This is a genomic window from Bradyrhizobium sp. OAE829 (assembly GCF_040546575.1).
Taxonomy (GTDB): Bacteria; Pseudomonadota; Alphaproteobacteria; order Rhizobiales; family Xanthobacteraceae; genus Bradyrhizobium.
Genome location: NZ_JBEPOE010000001.1, coordinates 1932186 through 1949214 on the forward strand (window position 1 = coordinate 1932186; position 17029 = coordinate 1949214).

At 59.1% G+C, this 17029-nt stretch carries 14 protein-coding genes; 8 read left to right on the top strand and 6 right to left on the bottom strand.

The annotated features are described in order from the left end of the window. Positions 1-149 precede the first annotated feature (149 nt). Positions 150-1517: a polysaccharide biosynthesis/export family protein gene (locus tag ABIE49_RS09395; RefSeq protein WP_192738730.1), complete on the bottom strand. Its 1368-nt coding sequence runs from the start codon at positions 1515-1517 to the stop codon at positions 150-152. Positions 1518-1867: 350 nt separating this feature from the next. On the opposite strand from ABIE49_RS09395, the gene ABIE49_RS09400 reads away from it, so the two are divergent. The 3 genes from ABIE49_RS09400 to ABIE49_RS09410 all read left to right on the top strand — a co-directional run bounded on the left by ABIE49_RS09400 (position 1868) and on the right by ABIE49_RS09410 (position 6248). Beyond that, on the top strand, positions 1868-3358 hold the full coding sequence (locus ABIE49_RS09400; RefSeq protein WP_192738731.1) for an undecaprenyl-phosphate glucose phosphotransferase: 1491 nt from the start codon (positions 1868-1870) through the stop codon (positions 3356-3358). A gap of 143 nt (positions 3359-3501) precedes the next feature. Beyond that, a complete protein-coding gene (locus ABIE49_RS09405) occupies positions 3502-4647 on the top strand; it encodes a GumC family protein (protein ID WP_354066702.1) in 1146 nt (381 codons plus the stop codon). Between the two features lie 161 nt (positions 4648-4808). Then, positions 4809-6248: a lipopolysaccharide biosynthesis protein gene (locus ABIE49_RS09410; protein ID WP_192738732.1), complete on the top strand. Its 1440-nt coding sequence runs from the start codon at positions 4809-4811 to the stop codon at positions 6246-6248. A 517-nt stretch (positions 6249-6765) separates the two neighbouring features. Here the strand turns inward: ABIE49_RS09410 and ABIE49_RS09415 are convergent. The 4 genes from ABIE49_RS09415 to ABIE49_RS09430 form a co-directional block, all read right to left on the bottom strand. Further along, positions 6766-7698 carry an O-antigen ligase family protein gene (locus tag ABIE49_RS09415; protein ID WP_354066703.1) on the bottom strand — a complete coding sequence of 311 codons (933 nt, stop codon included), beginning with the start codon at positions 7696-7698 and terminating at the stop codon, positions 6766-6768. Between the two features lie 37 nt (positions 7699-7735). Continuing rightward, positions 7736-8065, bottom strand: coding sequence for a hypothetical protein (locus ABIE49_RS09420; protein ID WP_354066704.1), 330 nt, complete (start codon positions 8063-8065; stop codon positions 7736-7738). Further along, complete coding sequence (locus tag ABIE49_RS09425; protein ID WP_192738734.1) at positions 8062-9162, bottom strand: glycosyltransferase family 2 protein; 1101 nt, start codon at positions 9160-9162, stop codon at positions 8062-8064. The genes ABIE49_RS09420 and ABIE49_RS09425 overlap by 4 nt, the downstream gene beginning before the upstream one ends. A gap of 295 nt (positions 9163-9457) precedes the next feature. Continuing rightward, positions 9458-9919 carry a cupin domain-containing protein gene (locus ABIE49_RS09430; protein WP_192738735.1) on the bottom strand — a complete coding sequence of 154 codons (462 nt, stop codon included), beginning with the start codon at positions 9917-9919 and terminating at the stop codon, positions 9458-9460. Between the two features lie 776 nt (positions 9920-10695). Here ABIE49_RS09430 and ABIE49_RS09435 point away from each other — a divergent pair. Next, the gene (locus tag ABIE49_RS09435) at positions 10696-11556 is read left to right on the top strand and encodes an acyl-CoA acyltransferase (protein ID WP_192738806.1); all 861 of its coding nucleotides are present in this window, start codon (positions 10696-10698) and stop codon (positions 11554-11556) included. A gap of 60 nt (positions 11557-11616) precedes the next feature. Continuing rightward, the gene (locus ABIE49_RS09440) at positions 11617-11910 is read left to right on the top strand and encodes a hypothetical protein (protein ID WP_192738816.1); all 294 of its coding nucleotides are present in this window, start codon (positions 11617-11619) and stop codon (positions 11908-11910) included. On the opposite strand, the gene ABIE49_RS09445 is transcribed toward ABIE49_RS09440, so the two are convergent. Then, a complete protein-coding gene (locus tag ABIE49_RS09445) occupies positions 11844-12851 on the bottom strand; it encodes a polysaccharide deacetylase family protein (RefSeq protein ID WP_192738736.1) in 1008 nt (335 codons plus the stop codon). The two genes, ABIE49_RS09440 and ABIE49_RS09445, sit on opposite strands and share 67 nt — an antisense overlap. Positions 12852-13095: 244 nt before the next feature. Between ABIE49_RS09445 and ABIE49_RS09450 the strand changes: the two genes are divergently transcribed. The 3 genes from ABIE49_RS09450 (at position 13096) to ABIE49_RS09460 (ending at position 16469) form a co-directional block, all read left to right on the top strand. Beyond that, entirely contained in the window at positions 13096-14247 is a 1152-nt protein-coding gene (locus ABIE49_RS09450) for a glycosyltransferase family 4 protein (protein WP_354066705.1), read from the top strand. Between the two features lie 32 nt (positions 14248-14279). After that, complete coding sequence (locus ABIE49_RS09455; RefSeq protein WP_192738737.1) at positions 14280-15479, top strand: glycosyltransferase family 4 protein; 1200 nt, start codon at positions 14280-14282, stop codon at positions 15477-15479. A gap of 192 nt (positions 15480-15671) precedes the next feature. Further along, complete coding sequence (locus tag ABIE49_RS09460; RefSeq protein WP_192738738.1) at positions 15672-16469, top strand: hypothetical protein; 798 nt, start codon at positions 15672-15674, stop codon at positions 16467-16469. Positions 16470-17029: the final 560 nt, after the last annotated feature.

The window sequence follows — 17029 nt, forward strand, 5'->3', positions numbered from 1 at the left end:
ATTCGTCCAACCGGCTTCCGTGCAATGCCTGCCTGGGCGCCGGCTACGCTCTCCAGACTCGGACCGCGATAAATGTTTCTGCGAGAAGGCTTCGGCAGCCGCGCCAAGGCGTGTCGTGACGTAGACGAACGCCGTTGCGGCAACCCTCGTCACCTCCTCCCGACGCGCAGCGACTCGTTCCCAGTCGCGTCGGCCCGGCCTGTCCCTGACGGGATATTTGAATGGCTTAAGTTTCGGGGGGAAGCGTCAGGGCGGTCCTGGTATCGCAAGGTGACCTCGACCGCGTCACCCGGCTCCAACTCGGTATCTTCGCTTGCGACGATCCGTTCCTGGCCCTTGTCGCCTTTTCTAATGATCACAATGTCTGTTTTGTTACCGCTTCCGCGTGCGAGTTGCGATCGAACCATCGTGGTGTACAGAAGCTTCTCGCCGACGCTCTGCAACTTCTCGCGAATTTGGTTAAGCTTTACGCTGGTCTCCTGCAGCTCACGGAGCAGATCGAGCCTGCGCTGATCGTCAAGCTTTGCCAGCTTTCTGGTGAGTTCGTCCTGTTGCTTCCTGGCCTGCAGCAGCTGCGCAGTGGTCTGCAGCTTCCGGGTTGACGACAGCAACACTGCGCGACGGGCATCCGTAACGCGAGGGCTGGTCAAGGACCCCCTGGCGAAGAGATCGGACGCTTTCTGCAGTTCTTCGAGGTCTGACTGAAGGCCCTCTTCCTCCTTCTTCTGCTGCTCCGAGAGCACGCGGATCTCGTCGTCTCCCCGACGGACGCCGCTTTGAAGGAATGTTTTTTCCTGCTGAAAGTCACTCTGCTTGGTTTTCAGATATTCCGTTTCTGCATTGACGATTTCCGAGATCGCCGACCGGGCCACGGGCACGTCCGTCAGCATGCCTGGATTGAGCTGCGTCGCCTCTCCGAGTTCATTCTTGATGCGCCACATCCGCGCCTGTTCTTTGGCGAGCTCTGTCCAAAGCGATCCGTACTCGCTCCTCAAATCCGCCGACTCGAGATACGGATTATTCATTCTGATACGCATGATGTCGTAACCGCCTGCCACAGCAACGAGCTGGCGCGCGGTGATGGACGGACGATATGGGTACTCGCCCGGCTTCGACACGTCCCCATTTACGTATATCGGCCTGTATTCTGCCACCATCGTTGTGACTTGATCTGCGTCGATCACGATGACGGCTTCGCGCTGTCGAAACACCTTGCTCGCCAGTGCGGCACCAATCTTGTCCCGGACCTGCGGCAAGGGCAGGCCCGCTACGGGAAGCATTCCGACCAGTGGTAACGAAATATTCCCGTCAATCTGGACGGCAGCACGATGCCGCAGCTCCGGCAGGCCCGCCACCGAGACCTCCAGCACGTCTCCGATGCTTACCCGATACTCGGCCTTTGCCTGGGGAGCGAACATCGTCAGGCCAACGGCCACCAAGCCCCATTTGATGCTGCGGCCCAAGGTGCTGCCGAAGACATCGATATGGAAATCATTGCGCAATCCGGCATTCGGCATGGTAGCAATTCCCTGCTTGGACGTGGTCTATGGGTGAAGTTCTTCAGATCTCCTGATGGAAGGCAGCGCGCGCCTGCATCGCTATCGTCCGAGCGACCGTCCACGATCCGCAAGACTTACCGTTCTTGCTCCCCATTGGCGCTAGGCCGCTCAGTTTCTCCCTCGCTGTTTCGCTTGATCAGTGCTGCGCATTGCGAGCGGGTTTCTTTCCGGCAATTTTAATCCCGCGTTGCCGCAGCTCAATCGACCATCGTGGTTACCCCTCCCTACCTATTTATTGCCAGTTCGAACCGGCGACTCTGATGGTACTGATTTGGCCAGGGGGACGGAATGGCTGGTGGCAGAGTGCTATGAGTTTCGCCTCCTTTACCAATTTGCCGGCGTCTAGCACGGCACGTTCGCTCGACGCCGGCAGGGCACGCGTCGGCAAGAACCGGTTGGCTGCCCTGTTGGCATTGGCAGCAAGTACCGAATTCCTGCTAATAACCGTAGCGGCCTATTTCGCAGCCATCCTTTATCATCGACTGATCCTGGGGCAGGTCCTGGTCTCGCCGGATCCCGCCAAGTACATTCAGGAATCTCTTCTTATTGCTACATTGGAGCTGCTCGTTTCCATAGCGCTCGCGCAATATTCCCGGATCCTCACGCAGCCCCGCCACATGTTCCTATGGAGTGGCACGAGCAGCGTCTTACTCGCGTTCTCCTTCTTCCTCTCGACGATATTCGTTTTGAAAATCTCCGAAGATTACTCACGCGCCACTGTCATCGCCCAGGCTGTGAGTGTCCTCCTCACGGTACTTGGCACGCGGGCAATCTGGTTCTCACTGCTGCAGCCGGCCATTGCAGCGGGACTGATCGACGCAAGGCGCATCGTTCTAATTGGAGACCAGAGTCACTGCCTGCGGTTCTCCGTTCGCGCGATGGGCACGGGAATTCGCACCATCCACTCGTTCGACTTTCCGACGGTCCGCACCGACGTCTCCGTACCAGCGCTTCCCGGCGCGGCCCAAGCACTACTTGATGCGCGCCAGCTTGTCGCAAACTGCCGGCCTCTCCGGGCAGATGACATTGTCATTCTGCCATCGGAAGCGGATGTTCCGGCTGCCCTCGCGCTCGCGAGCGCCCTGGCCGAGCTCCCGGTGGACGTTCACGTCCTCCCTGTTGGATCGATCGATCTCATGGCCGTGTCGCGGATCACTCAGTTCGGCGACATGGTGACGATGCGGATCTTCCAATGCCCCCTCGATCCCTTCAACCGGACAATAAAGCGAGCTTTCGACGTCGCTGCTGCAATCGCCGGCCTGATTATGCTTAGCCCCCTCTTCGTCATCGTTGCGCTCGCAATCAAGCTCGATTCCCGTGGACCGGTGTTCTTTCGCCAGACACGGCACGGCTACAACAACGAGCCTATTCGCGTGCTCAAATTCAGATCAATGACCGTGATGGAGGAAGGCGACAATTTCAAACCTGTCACCAGACACGATCCGCGCGTGACTCGTCTGGGACGCCTCATGCGCCATACCAATGTCGACGAGCTTCCACAGTTGTTCAACGTCCTGATCGGCAACATGTCGCTCGTCGGGCCCCGCCCACACGCGACCGCGCAGAACGAGGTGTTCGCTGAGCTGATTTCGTCTTTTTCCCGCCGCCACAACGTCAAGCCTGGCATTACAGGCTGGGCTCAGGTCAACGGCTACCGCGGCGAGACCGACACCCTCGAGAAGATGCAGCGCCGCGTGGAGCATGATCTGTACTACATCGACAACTGGTCACCTCTTCTCGATCTCAAAATCCTGGTCATGACCTTTTTTTCCAGAAAGGTGTATTGGAATGCCTATTAACGCGGCTACCTCCGCAGCATCTTCTGCCAGCCGACTTTTGTTTGGTAGATCGCACGGCGATAAGACCGAGATATCCGTCGTGTTCCATTTGCGCCTGATGCCCGGCGCCCCGGTAGTGTAACCGCCAGTACAGGTTCGTGAAAATGCTGCAGATTTATAGAACGGAGAGCTCGGTAAATCAGGACGATATGCCGCCTGAATCTCGGTCGCCTTTCGAGTTTCTGGCAGAAGGGGTGGCTTTCATACGGCGACACCTGTCGATCATGGTCCTAACCTTTTTGGCAACGCTTTTCATCGCACTACTCTACCTGATCGTTGCAGTACCAACGTTCACCGCAAACGTGAGACTGATCATAAACTCGAAAGCTGCACCGGGAGACACTGCGTCCGTGTCAACGATCACGGACAGTCAGATCGCGATCATAGAGTCTGAAGGGCTCGCTCGCGTCGTGATCCAAAAACTCGGTTTGGCAAACGATCCTGAATTTATCGGACAAGGCTTCGCGCAGCGCATGAAAAGGTCGGTCTCTCTGCTGCTTGGCTGGAGGAAGCCAGAAACGGAATACAGCTTGATGCGCCAGGCTACGGATTCGTTTGCCCGCAAGCTTTCGGCGAAGCGCGTCGGCTTGACATACATCATCGAGCTTTCCTACGAATCCGACGACCCCGAGCGCGCGGCGAAGATCCTGAACACTGTCGCCGAAACGTACATCGTGAGTCAGATGGACGCAAAGTACAAATCGGCTTTGCAAAATGAGAGGTGGATCAAGGATCGGACCAGCGACTTGAGCAGCCAGGTGTCAGCTGCCAAGAAGGCACTAACGGATAAGAGGAACGAGATCGCGGATTCCGCAGATGACGCAGGCAAACCGTCGCAATCGATGGCGAGCATGCAGGGAGAGCTACGCGAACTGGAAGCCAAAGCGGAAGCCGCCGTAAGGACCTATGATAATTTTCTCCGTGTGCAGCGGTATATGGAAGCCGCGCAGCAGCAACCACCCTCATCGACGTTCGAGGCGTACCAGCTCACCGATGTGTCGCGTCCCTTGACGGCCAGTGCGCCAAAAGCCGGAATCGTGCTCGGGATATCGACCGTTGCAGGGTTGCTTCTTGGCATCGCCATCGGAATGCTGCGAGATCTATCAGATCGAGCGGCCGCACCGGAGGGCTGGTCTGGAGGACGCGCAGTTGTCCCAATGGGCAAAGCCAACGCCTCTAAATCCCAGTTGGACGGCTCGTCCGAGCTCGAAAGACATCGCGAGTACAAAGAGCCGAGTTTGGGCAGTTAGGCGCACGAAGGGGTTAGGATCGTGCGCAGGGCGCAGTCTCTGGTTAATCCCCCTCACCACATGGGTCCACAGCGGCAGTATTGGTGTCTCTTGATAAAGCCCACCGAAAGGTCCGCACTCGATCCGTCAATCGTCAAGGCGTTAGGATTGGAATAGCAAGGATGCTAGCCGCGTTTCTTTCCCAAGACCGCGTTCGCGCGGTCTTCCGTGGAGGCCAACTGGGCACCTATCTGGCCGTTCTGGCAGCTGGATCCAGCGCCCGCGTGTTTGGGCTGGCCTCGCAGTTCATCGTGCTGATCATCCTTAACCGCATACTGTCCAAAGACAGTTTCGGCGACATGATGATCGCCTTCGGCTTCTATCGAGTTATCGGCATGGCATTCGGGATCGGCGCCTCGCTGGTGCTGATTTATCACGTGTCGCGGCATCCCAACGACAGAACCGCGGAAATCAGACTGCATCGCTATTCGGCTTTCTTCAGCGCCACGGCTGCCGCCCTCGTCGCACTCGCAGGCTTTGCTCTCGCCGGACCGATAGCGCATGCACTCGCCAAGCCGGGGCTGGAGGCTTGGTTCCGCGAACTCGCGCCATTTGGAATTTTCACCGTACTGCTGGTGACGTCAACCGGCGCACTCGAAGGGCGGTCGCGCATCACGGAATCGATCGCGATCGGAGAAGCCGCTCCCAACGCGGTGCGGATGGTGCTGCTGCCCGCCGTGGCGCTGTCGGGCCTGCCGAACGCATACGTTGCCCACGCCATGACTCTTTCAGTCTTCCTTCCATGGCTGTGGTCCGCTCGGTCGTTGTGTGACCGCTCGGTCGGAGGATGGCGGCCCTGGACCTCCTGGGACCTGAGCTACTGCGGCAAGTTCGTTGCTGCAACGCTCTTCGCCAATCAATTGGGCGCCGTCGACATTCTGGTCGCCGGCATGTTGTTCCCATCGGAAGTTGTAGCGGATTACGCGGTCGCCGCGCGGATCGCAGCCCTTTACTCGTTTTTTCAGATCGTGCTGCTCAAGCGTTTTGCGCCGCGCGCTGCGCAGATAATCCAGACGAAGGACCTCGCCGCGCTGCGCCAGGAGTACGTATTCTGCCGTAAGCTGATGGTCGGCTGCAGCGCGCTCAACATCGCAGGCATATTATGCATCGGCCCCTTCCTGCTGCCGCTATTCGGCAATTACACCAGCGCAGGGTCGTTCCTGGTGTGGCTGGCGATCCATTCCTTCATGCATTCGTTCTTTGCAACTTCGGATCGACTGCTGCTGATCGCTGGTCAGGCGAACGTCTCGCTCAGAACCACCGCCTCGACCTTCGGTGCGTTGGTCACCGCGCCGTTCGTGATAGCGCCGTTACTCGGTCCAACGGCGATTCCGATCACGATGGCGCTCGCGTGTGCTCTGCTCTATCCGCTCGCGGCGCGCGTAAAAACCCTGTTCGATGTCAGGACATTCGAGCCGCGCGACTTGCTGGTGATCGGCGCCGGGATCACCGTCCTTGTCTCATACGCGATTACCGGTGCTGTGATGTGGGGTATTGCGAGCGTGACCGGCCTTTCCGCCATCGCCCTTTATTACTGCCTGTCGGCCATTCGGCGGACCTGAGCATGATGCTCCATCCCGCATCGAATCCAGGCGGGTGCGCGAGCCAGCGCCGAGATATAAAGATCGGATGTCCGCCGGGCGACCTGTTGCCAATCGCGGCCTCTCAAGAAGCGCCCATGGTCCATCGGGCCGAGCGTGCCGCGGCGCCGGCCGTGTCCATCGCCTCGAAATGTTCGGCGAGCGCGGGGATGTCGTTGAGGGGACCGGGAAACGGCAACTAACTAATTAGTCGCGCGCGCGGCTAAACCCGCTTCATAATTCGCAAGGTGATGCGTCACCACGACACGCAGCCCGATCTGCCCGGGCGGGCGGTGTTCGAGCCTCGCCACCACCGCCGCGACCTGCTGCTCAGCCCGAACGATACAGCGATGAACCGGATGTTATGAATGCGGCCGCCGCGACAGCGTTCATGCCATCCGCCGCCCTCGAAAGAACGCTCCGGCCCTGCCCTGTGGGCAGAAATATTTGTTGATCGACAGAAGGCAGTGTGAGGAGTGCCTCACGCCCTCTCTCCAACCTATTTGGCGCTGGCCTGAAGACGCAGCCCGAAGATTGACACCACAGTCATAAACCACACGCTGTTGCCGTTGCTGAACAGCACGGATTCGAAGCCGCACAGGTAGAGCCCGAACAGCCAGGTCTGGATGAACATCAAGTTGAGCGCCGGATCGGCGCGACCCGGAGGAGTGCGCACGTGGTCGATGAAAGGTCGGACGAATGCCCAACCGAGCGTCAGCACCAGGCCCACGAGCCCGGTCATCACCGCGATGTTGAGATAGCCATTGTGTGCATCGCTAGCGCGGTAACCCCACGGTCCGCGCCAGGTCCAGTTGTTCACCAGCTCGCTCGTTCCCCAAAAGGCCTGAAATCCGAAGCCGGCGATTGGGTGCTGGGCGATATGATCGAGCGTGAACTGCCAGATATCGACTCGGCCCGTGAAGGTCGGGTCCGGCATCAGTTCCTCGACCAACGTGTTCACGGCGGCAAACTGGACCGATCCGATAGTAAGGACGCCGATGACCGCCGGGACGCCGATCAGGACGATCAGCTTCGCGGCGTTACTGCGCAGCCACACAAATACGACGCTGAACGCCAACGCAAACGGCAACAGCATCATCGGCGACTTCGCCTCCGTGAAGATGAGGAAAAACGTCGCCAGCGCGACGATCAGCGATCCAAGCGCGCCGCTCAGCGTACGAAAGATGTAAATGCCGAAAACGATGAGGATTGCCATCCCGGCCCCCGCCCCGTTCTTGTGGTCGAAACAGCCGCGCCAATTCCCGGCGAGCTGCGGTTCGGCAAGGTCGGTGGCTTGATGGATCGAGACGTGCGGCGCAAATATTACTCCGGCATAACACAAAGCCAGGATGAACAGAGCGCCGACCGCCAGCAGTCGAGCAAAGTGGATGCGATCTTCCGGCAGAAGAACAAACATGCCGGCCTGGAACATCACGAAACTCGCCAGCACCAATCGACGCGCAGCGAGATCAGGATGAAGTGAGAGAGCCGCGGAACAAGCGAACCACAGAAAAATTGCAACGAGGATGGGGCGTCACTAATCGCGCAAGAGCGCGCAAACGGTGGGTGAGCGCAAACGCACCCAGGGCGCCCGTCAACACTATCGCAATGATTTGCCCCGTGACGTTTGCGTTGGTTGAAAGTTCGAGCGCGCTCGCATCCGACTGGTCGGGGAACGGGCTCGCGGTCAACCAGACCTGCAAAAATAAAGCTAGGAACAGCGTGCTGCGAATGAGACGGTCGCTTCCGGCGAGCGGCCGGACGAGAGAATGCCGGCTCGCTGGCAGCGCCATCGTCACGATTTGGCCTCCTCGGCGGCGCGCGCGTGCATATTCAATTGCCCGCCGGGTATCTGGCAGCCCTGGTGCGCCGTCCCATCGCGCTCGTGACGACGGTCCCACATGACAGTGCTTTCAATCCAGCTGGCCGGGGAACGACGCGGCCGCAACAAACCAGGCAAAAAGCAAAGAGCCATGGCGTTCCACGCCGCGACTGAGTAGAGGCCGAGCCGAACCGATCGCCAGCGCAGCGACATGCCAGCGAAGGGAAACAGGAATATCCCGCCGGCAGCAAACGCCGAAAGCCAGCCCGGCATTGCCAGCATTGTGAGCACCGTGACCCACCAGCCGGTCACGAGCAGGCATATCTTCCACTGGCGGTCGTTCCGCACGACGAACCAGAAATGTCGGCGACCCACAGCCGCTCTGACCAGCTCGCCCGGCGCCCAGGAGAACCGGCTGCGGACACGACGAAGCAACAGACGATAGGCACTCCCGGTGTGAGGCTCATGATAGGCGATCGGGCGGTCTATCTTGGCAAGCGCCCAGCCCGCGGAATGCAGCCGGGCACCCAGATCAAATTCCTCAAAGCCGTGGAGGTTACGGTCGGTCAGATATCCGATCGACTCGATCGCCGTTCGACGATAGAGCGCGCTGCCCTCCAGCCGTGTGACACGGCCGGGGTGGCGGGCAGGATTATGGCGCTTGCGTCGCTGTTCATATTCCTCGTTTACCAAGCTGGGCTCGGTGAGCACGCCGCCGACACCGGCGAGGTTCCGATTTCGGCTCAGGGTGTCGATGGCGGCGGCCAGGAAACCGGAATGCACCTGCATATCGCCATCCATCAGCAGCAGATAGCGGCCGCGGCTGTACTGAAAACCGAGTTGCGCGCCCGATCCGCAGGATCGATCTTCGCTCCGGTTCAGCCGAACGATGAGGATCGGGTATCGGCGCGCAATCTCGACGGTACGATCACTCGAGCCGCCATCGGCCAGGATTACCTCTCCGTCGCTTTCTTCGAGCGCGCCGAGCGCGCTTTCGATTGCCGCCGCGATATGACGTTCTTCGTTCAGCGCCTTGATGATTATGCTGACAGTCGGTCGTGTTTCCGTGGACACATTCACTTCCTTAACGAACGTGGATTCCCGCCGCACAGCCGCCGGCCCTCTCGTCCAAATCGATCTTTCTCTTCGCCAAGCCTATGAAACGAGTGACTCCCGGGCAAAGGGCCAAAGGGGCATCGAGAATGGTCAATCGAGTTACCGACCCCAACCCCGGCGCAGCCGTTCGAGCTAGCCCAAATGGGATTGATGACCGGTCAAGCACTGCGCCTGCAGCCTGCCTCCCGTTGCTGCGGAGCCGATTACGCGCGCCAACTTTCGCAGTCCCTGACAGCAAAAGCCCTCCCTGCCACTAACGAGCGGTGGCGCCTATCCCTCGTTGGATAGCAGGATCATGGCGCCGCGGGATCAAGGACCTGAGCTTGTTGACCGCGCGGACGGCCAAACTGAGCCCCACCGGATTGGTCTTACGGAAGAAGGCCACCTTTTTCACATAGCCCTCGACATGCCATTTCGCGTGCGCACCGTCGCGGAAAAAGATTACGTCACCGACTCCATAGCGCTGCGGCGGCATGCCGTCGCTCTCGAGCACGATCGATCCCTCGAGGATCACGATGGTCTCGTCGCAGTCGTAGTACCAGTTGAACTTGCCTTCGGTGCAGGACCATATCAGCGTGCAAGCCGCGCGATCTGCGCTGACCGACAGCGCGCAGTTGCGGGCTTCCGGATTGCCCTCAATGATCCAGGATGGCTCAATCGGCGCTGGCTTGAGATCCACATTGCAATGACCAGTTTCGATACGCGCGAGCGGCATCGGTCTCACCTCGAATTGAAAGCATCCCGGCGTGCCTGTTGCCGAGTTCTCCCGGGACTTGAACAATCCGATTTTTCGCAAAGAGTGTGAAGAGGCTACTTTGGCGCGAGCCGCGTTCGTTGAGGGTCAAAAGAGGTACCTCGCGCCTTCTCGAAACCGAGATGAAGCTGAGAGCGACACTGACCGGGGAAATTCCTGTCCAAAATTGTTCGTTCCACGCGAACCGGCGGGATGGCTGCAACCGTCGATTTGGCCGTTTTACGCCGCACCGCACTTAGGTCGGCAGTTCAGCTTCGGAGGTACCTCGCTTGGGGTGCATGTTCCTGGATATCCACCTTTGCACCGCCCACCCCGCAAGTGCGGTCTGTTAGATTGCCGCCAGCGGCTTCGCGCGGAACTAATCTCTGCGTGGATCCGTCCGACCATCACATGGGAAGCGTTGGGCCAATGAATGTGCAGGAAGGGCAGCACCGGAACAAGGCCGAGCGGGAATCAGAGTCGTACTCTCTCGTGACCGCGTCGCGTTCCGGCAGCGGGCGGCCGTCGTCACGGAAGCCGCGGCGACAAAGGCCTAAGCGGTCGACCGCGAGGCGCGCTTTCCACGGAAAGCCATCGACGCGGCGCGCAAGGAGAGGCTTCTTGGCGCCCAGACCCCGATCGAGTTCGGCGGGGGATGGCGCGTTGATCTCCGACGCGGCGGATATGTGCTACGCGCTCAGCCGCGCCTGCCGCTCAACTGGGTTGATCTGCGCCGAGCCCATGACGGAGTGCGGACGATGATCCGATGTCGCGAGATAGGAATGACCGATCTCGACGCCGTCGCCCGTCTTCTGGCGTACGGCTTTACGCGCCACTCCCACGCCTGGTGGATGGCCGGACTTCAGCGCCAGTCCGTGCGCGACATACCCGAAGGTTACCCGCGTTTCGGCTATATGCTCGACCATGATGGGAAGCCCGTCGGGGTCCTGCTGTTGATCTACACCGCACGAGACGAAGGCGGCGCGATCTCGATTCGCTGCAATCTCTCCAGTTGGTACGTAGAACCTGCCTACCGCAACTACGCGCCGATCCTGACAAAGGTCGCGCAGCGCCATGATCATGTCACCTACGTCAACATTAGCCCGGCGGACTGGACCTGGCCGACCATCGAGACCCAGGGTTTCCGCCCCTACTGCCACGGCTTGTTCTTCTCATTCCCGGCACTATCGCGCCCGGCGAACGGCATGCGCGTCGAAATCGTCCCGCGAGATGCGAAGGCGGTCGAGAGCCTGCCCGAAGCCGACGTCGCGATTTTGACACGGCACGCCGCGTACGGCTGCCTCGGCTTGGTGTGCCGCGCGGCCGACGGCCGCGGCTATCCCTTCGTCCTACAGTCGATGCGCATCAAAGAACGGATCGCACCTCCGGCGATGCAGCTAATCTACTGCCACGAGGTAGCCGATTATGTTGCCTGCGCCGGCGCAATCGGCCGATTCCTGCTCCGGCGCGGAAAGGTCGCGATCGCTCTCGACGCGAACGGCCGCATGAACGACCTGGTCGGCTTCTACAGGGAACGCCGCCGCAAATACTTCAAGGGTCCACAATGCCCCCGGCTCGCCGATCTATCGGACACCGAACTGGTAATCCACGGACCGTAACCCAGTGGCCCATATGGCTGCGTCAATTAATCCGCGGTCAGGTGGGTCCAGAGCGGCCTGATGGACAGGCTCAGCAACGTCTCGCAATTCTGGCGATGTCAACATTGTTCATGGCGTGCCGTCAACACGCCGGCGCCGAACGGCATCTTCCTGAAATGCAACACCCCGCAGCGGGTGATCGAGCTCGAGTCAGCGCTGCGCTATGCCGATTTCCTAGCCGCTGACGAGATCTTCTCGACCAGTAATTCGCAAAGCTACGCCGGTGACCCCGATCGACGGTCGGCAGGTTATGCCGCGCGTGCATCACCAATAAGCATCCGAAAGGCCCGCTGGAGACCGCTCATTCGAGCCTGAAAACCTACTTTTGAGTCAACGAAAACACGAGGAAGCGCAAAGTAATTTAAGGGTAGAGCGTCTATTGGCCCAGGCCGTGTAGTTACCCCCGTCAAAAAGCCCACTGCGCGGCAGAGTTGTTCTTCGCGAGGACCAGATGCTTTAGGGTTGCCATATGGATAAGCGAAGTGGCGCACCGACCTTTGGGTCAGGTTCTGGAGATAGTTTCGGTTATCGGCCATTTCCGCTCGCGCGGAAGCACTGTCGAGATTCTTGAGCGCTGGGTGCGAGGTCGTGTGCCCGCCAATAGAAACGAGTGGATGATGCGACAGAACTTGAATTTCCCGTTCGTCAAGAAAATACGCGTCGTTCAATGCAGACAGCGATATACCAGCTTTGCGGAAAGTCGGAGCAAGCATGGCCGCACGATGATAGTCCTCGTGAACCCACTGTGTAGCTCGGGCTAACACGGATATCTTCGCGTCAACGTCGGGACAATGGAAGCGGGTCTCCATTGCATCGACCGTGACATCATCCCGTGAGCGAATTAATTCGCGCAATCCGAGCCACCACGATTCCAGGCTTCGCGTGGGAGCACCAGTCGGCACGTACATCATGAACGGCGCATTATGACGCTCTAGGATTGGAAGCGCCACCGAAACATTGTCTCGGTAAGCGTCATCGAAAGTAAGCACTGCATAGCGACGCGATCGGTCGTCCCTCGACACTCGATCAAGGCACTCCTCGAGGCTCACAATTTCCCACCCTTCTTGCCGTAGCCAACTCAGTGAGTGCTCAAACAGGGAAACTGACGTCCCGGCTCCCAATTCAGACCGAAACTCTCTGTGTATTTCGTGGAAGGAGATTATCGCGGCGCGCCCCGCAAATCGACTGCGAACGGCCGGCATAAGCCCGGCCCAGCTAACCCCGTGGCACACGAGATCCTTCAGTTGCTGTTTCATGGAGCCAAGGACCACCTCTGCTCAGACAACTCAATTTCGATGAGCGGAAGCATCGCATCGAACGGACGGGTTTGCCAAGACCACCACTAGTCTCGTGCGGACACCTCTTTATGGGTACTCCGGACTCCCTCCCAGTAACGCCTTTTAGCCCGGCATCGACATCGGCGAGTGGCCTAACGTGACCGCCAGTAAGGTCATCCTCGCTGAAACAGCATGACCAAGTTGGTGAGCACGGGGTCGTTCCATGTTGCGTGTGATGATGCTTGGATTGCGCGGATTTCCCGGCGTGCAAGGCGGAGTGGAAGCTCACGCGGAGCACTTGTGCCAGATGTTGAGAGAGCGGGATTGTGATGTTGAGGTGGTCGTTCGTTCCGCCTATGTGCCGCGCGATCGAGGCGACGGCTGGAAGGGGGTGCGCTACCTGCGAATCTGGTCGCCCAAGTCCCGGGCTCTTGAAACGATAGTTCATTCGTTCCTGGGGGTGTTGGCCGCAGCTTGGCGGCGCCCGCAGGTCCTGCACATCCAGGCAATCGGACCCTCTCTGATGGTGCCCTTGGCACGCTTGTTGGGACTGCATGTGGTTGTGACGCATCATGGCCCTGATTATGATCGAGAGAAATGGGGGCTATTTGCCAAGGCAGTTCTGCGTGCTGGAGAGGCATGGGGGATGCGATTCTGCAACCGCCGTATTGTAATCTCTCGGACGATACGCAACCTCATACGTCACAAATACGGTCTGGAATCGTACGTGATACCTAACGGTGTCGACCTGCCGGAAATTCCGAGCAGTACTTCGGCGTTGCAAACGTTTGGGCTGACACCGGGTCGATACGTGTTGACGGTGACCCGTATGGTGCCAGAGAAGCGGCACAAGGATCTGATCGCGGCCTACGCGACAGCTAAGCTGAACGGATGGAAGCTTGTGGTGATTGGGGCTTCCGATCACCCGGACGCATACGCTGCGGAAGTGGCGGCGCTTGTCCATGCGACCCCAGGCGCGATCTTGGCCGGATTCCAGACCGGCCTTCCGCTCCGCGAGCTGTATGCTCATGCCGGCGTTTTCGTCCTGCCATCTTCTCACGAAGGTTTGCCGATCGTGCTGCTGGAGGCATTGAGTTACGGGCTTCCCGTGATCGCCAGTGATCTCCCCGCGCATCTGGAGATTGGATTGCAGGCGAAGCACTATTTTCCTTTGGGGGATGTGCCTGCACTTGCGGCTCGGTTGGAGTCATTCGCGCGCATGCCGTGGCCGGTGGAAATGCGCGAGAGCACTCGCCGATGGGTCGCCGAGCGTTATGACTGGCACTCAGTGGTGAAGCAGACCATCAGGGTATATCGAAGAGCAGTACGCAGCGGAGAAGCCGAACTTAGGCGGCATAAAGCGTCGGCTGGGTGAACAAACGTCGGCTTGGGAACGAGACTGCGCGGATGAAGGTGCTGATGGCCAATAAGTTTTTCTTCCCCAAAGGCGGGGCGGAAGTCGTCATGTTTCAGGAGCGCGACTACCTGTTGCACTCGGGCGAGCAAGTGATCGATTTCTCGATGCACGACGAGCGGAATCGTGAATCACCTTACGCATCCCATTTCGTATCCAACAAGGACTATCGCAAAGGCGGCAAGCTGTCGAAGCTGAGCCCCGCGCTTTCGTTCATTCATTCGCGAGAGGCAGTAAGCAAGATCGCTGCGCTCATCGACAAGACGCAACCAGATCTGATGCACTGCCATAACGTCTATCATCAGATAACGCCCTCGATCATCAGCATTGCCAAGTCGCGGGGCATTCCGGTTGTGTTGACGCTGCACGATTTCAAGCCGGTGTGCCCGGCATATTTGCGTCTGCGAGAGGGTCGCCCTTGTTCGCTGTGCCTGGACGGAGATTTCCGCCACGTCTTGAGGAACCGCTGTGCCGGCGGGGCCATCGCTGACAGTGCCCTGCTCTACGCAGAAGCAGCAATTCAGCGTTGGCTCGGCAGCTATGAAAAGGTGGATCGATTTCTTGCGCCTAGTCAGTTCATGCGTGATGCGGTTTTGCATCGGTTCCGATCGGAACAGGTCGTATTACTCTATAATGGGGTAGATACCGCCGAAATCGACGCGAGCGCGCAGGACGACGGATATGTTCTCTATTTGGGGCGGCTTTCCAGAGAAAAGGGCGTCGAGACTCTGTTGCGGGCCCATGAGGCTGCCGGCAGCTGGGACTTGGTGGTTGCGGGGACCGGTCCTTTGGAGCGTGACTTGCAGATGCGATACCCCAACGCGCGGTTTGTTGGCCAGCTGTCAGGACAGCCCCTGAAAGCGACGATCCGCGGCGCCTCGGCAATCGTCGTGCCGTCAGAGTGGTATGAGAATTGTCCAATGTCGGTGCTGGAAGCGATGGCTCATGGCAAACCCGTTGTGGCGAGCCGGATAGGCGGCATTCCGGAACTCGTTGTTGAAGGCGAGACGGGAGTCTTGTTCGAGCCAGGCGATGCCGAGGAACTCCAACGTCACATCAGCCGCTTGATGCGCGATCCTTCTCTGCGTGCGCGCATGGGTGCTGCGGGGCGGATTCGAGCAGAGCGGCAATTCTCCATCGAGAAACACAACGCCAATTTGACAGACACCTACCGATCACTGGTGAGTGCGTGAGGGTGGATCAGAGCGCGGCGCCAAAGACGTGTTTGCCGCGAACGTCGCGCAAGCCTGTGAGATGGGAGCGTAGCCTTAGGTCTGCCGACACCCCCGCGCGACACGACTCGCCGGCTTCTCGGACGGCGAAACCTCTCGTCCGCGTCGGTGGCTGCTGATTGTATCATCGACCCAATTGGATCCATAAATACCATGAAAAACTATCTTGCTCTTCCGCTCCCGGCTCTCATGTTCCTCGGCGCCCTCGTCTCATCGGCGAGCGCCGAGACCAAGCGTCCGGCGCCCCAACCCATCTGCACTTCATTATCTATCGATTGTGTAGTTTCGCAGAATTCCGGATATGACAACGGACTATATCCGTACGGAGTCCCGACCATATTCGGGTGGTATGCAGGTGGCCCCGCTGCCAAGGGGAACGGCGCTCCTCCTTCCGACTTCCTTGCACTAACTGGTTGGGGACAGATATATCCGCAAGTCGGCGCTTCGAACGTAGCTGCCAATGTTTATTTGAAGGATTATCGGGTCTATGTGCACTTGACGAGTGGCGGCTGGCAACTCGTACAAGATCAAGCCACGAATTCTGTCGCAGGCGGGCATTACGTGGCAGATTTCTCCAACGACTCCTCTTCGCCAATGAGTCTCGTCGTTCAGCCTGACGGAAGCGCAAGAATGGCCTCGCCGGCTTCCGGCCACAACGATCACTTCTGGATTTTTCCGAGGGGCTCGTATACTCCCGGAACAGTCGACGGGGTGTTCTCGATCGCACAGCTGCGCACCGATAGCGCAAGGGCAAATCTGATCGCAAACTTTGGCGCTGACTGGTGGAGAAGCGCCTCAGCTCCGTACCTCAACCAAGATGGAGTATTTGTAAATAATCCCGCCGTCGGCATGGGGGCCTGGGTCAAGTTGACCACGACGTACCAGTATTTCTTCTTCACGACCATGACCAAATCGCAACTACAAGCCGAACCGCCTCCGCCATTGAAATAGCTGATCTATCGGCGTTTCCAGGACAACGCATTTTCTTTGAAGGGCCTTAAGAGCAGAGGCGGGCGTTTCGGTCGTCGATCTGTGCCGCAAACATGGCGTGACACGTCCAGCATACAAACAACGCCAGCGATACAACAATCGTTTCTGGTCCGCGGTGCGCGGCACTTTCACGCCCGGAACGTCAACGGTGTCTTCGTTGAAGCGCAGATGCAGATCAACGGTTCGAACGCAAATCTGGTGGCCCGGCTCGACGCCGATTGGTAGCCAAACGCCACGGCTCCGTACGCGGGGCGAACGCGAACAACACCGCTGCCGGTTTGAAAGTGCATCAAGCTGGCGACGCCGTGCCAAACGCTGTACCACTCATCGCTGAGTCCAAAGCGACTGGAAGCTCCGGCCAGCCTGCTCAACACCCCTCGCCCCTCGGCTACCTCTGTGGCGAAGTCGGTGGGGAGCGTCGACCGATCCGCAAGCTTGGTTCGCCGACGCTTTGGGACGACCCGCATGACGCTCCCGCCCCAGCGACGCCGCCGTAGATCTGACAGAAAAATCCAACGTGG

Coding starts and splice junctions, on each gene's coding strand:
- ABIE49_RS09405 (WP_354066702.1), top strand. CDS start 3,502: ATGCTGCAGATTTATAGAACGGAGAGCTCGGTAAATCAGGACGATATG.
- ABIE49_RS09395 (WP_192738730.1), bottom strand. CDS start 1,517: ATGCCGAATGCCGGATTGCGCAATGATTTCCATATCGATGTCTTCGGC.
- ABIE49_RS09440 (WP_192738816.1), top strand. CDS start 11,617: ATGGACAGGCTCAGCAACGTCTCGCAATTCTGGCGATGTCAACATTGT.
- ABIE49_RS09430 (WP_192738735.1), bottom strand. CDS start 9,919: ATGCCGCTCGCGCGTATCGAAACTGGTCATTGCAATGTGGATCTCAAG.
- ABIE49_RS09400 (WP_192738731.1), top strand. CDS start 1,868: ATGAGTTTCGCCTCCTTTACCAATTTGCCGGCGTCTAGCACGGCACGT.
- ABIE49_RS09435 (WP_192738806.1), top strand. CDS start 10,696: ATGATCCGATGTCGCGAGATAGGAATGACCGATCTCGACGCCGTCGCC.
- ABIE49_RS09450 (WP_354066705.1), top strand. CDS start 13,096: ATGTTGCGTGTGATGATGCTTGGATTGCGCGGATTTCCCGGCGTGCAA.
- ABIE49_RS09415 (WP_354066703.1), bottom strand. CDS start 7,698: ATGTTCCAGGCCGGCATGTTTGTTCTTCTGCCGGAAGATCGCATCCAC.
- ABIE49_RS09445 (WP_192738736.1), bottom strand. CDS start 12,851: ATGAAACAGCAACTGAAGGATCTCGTGTGCCACGGGGTTAGCTGGGCC.
- ABIE49_RS09460 (WP_192738738.1), top strand. CDS start 15,672: ATGAAAAACTATCTTGCTCTTCCGCTCCCGGCTCTCATGTTCCTCGGC.
- ABIE49_RS09410 (WP_192738732.1), top strand. CDS start 4,809: ATGCTAGCCGCGTTTCTTTCCCAAGACCGCGTTCGCGCGGTCTTCCGT.
- ABIE49_RS09455 (WP_192738737.1), top strand. CDS start 14,280: ATGAAGGTGCTGATGGCCAATAAGTTTTTCTTCCCCAAAGGCGGGGCG.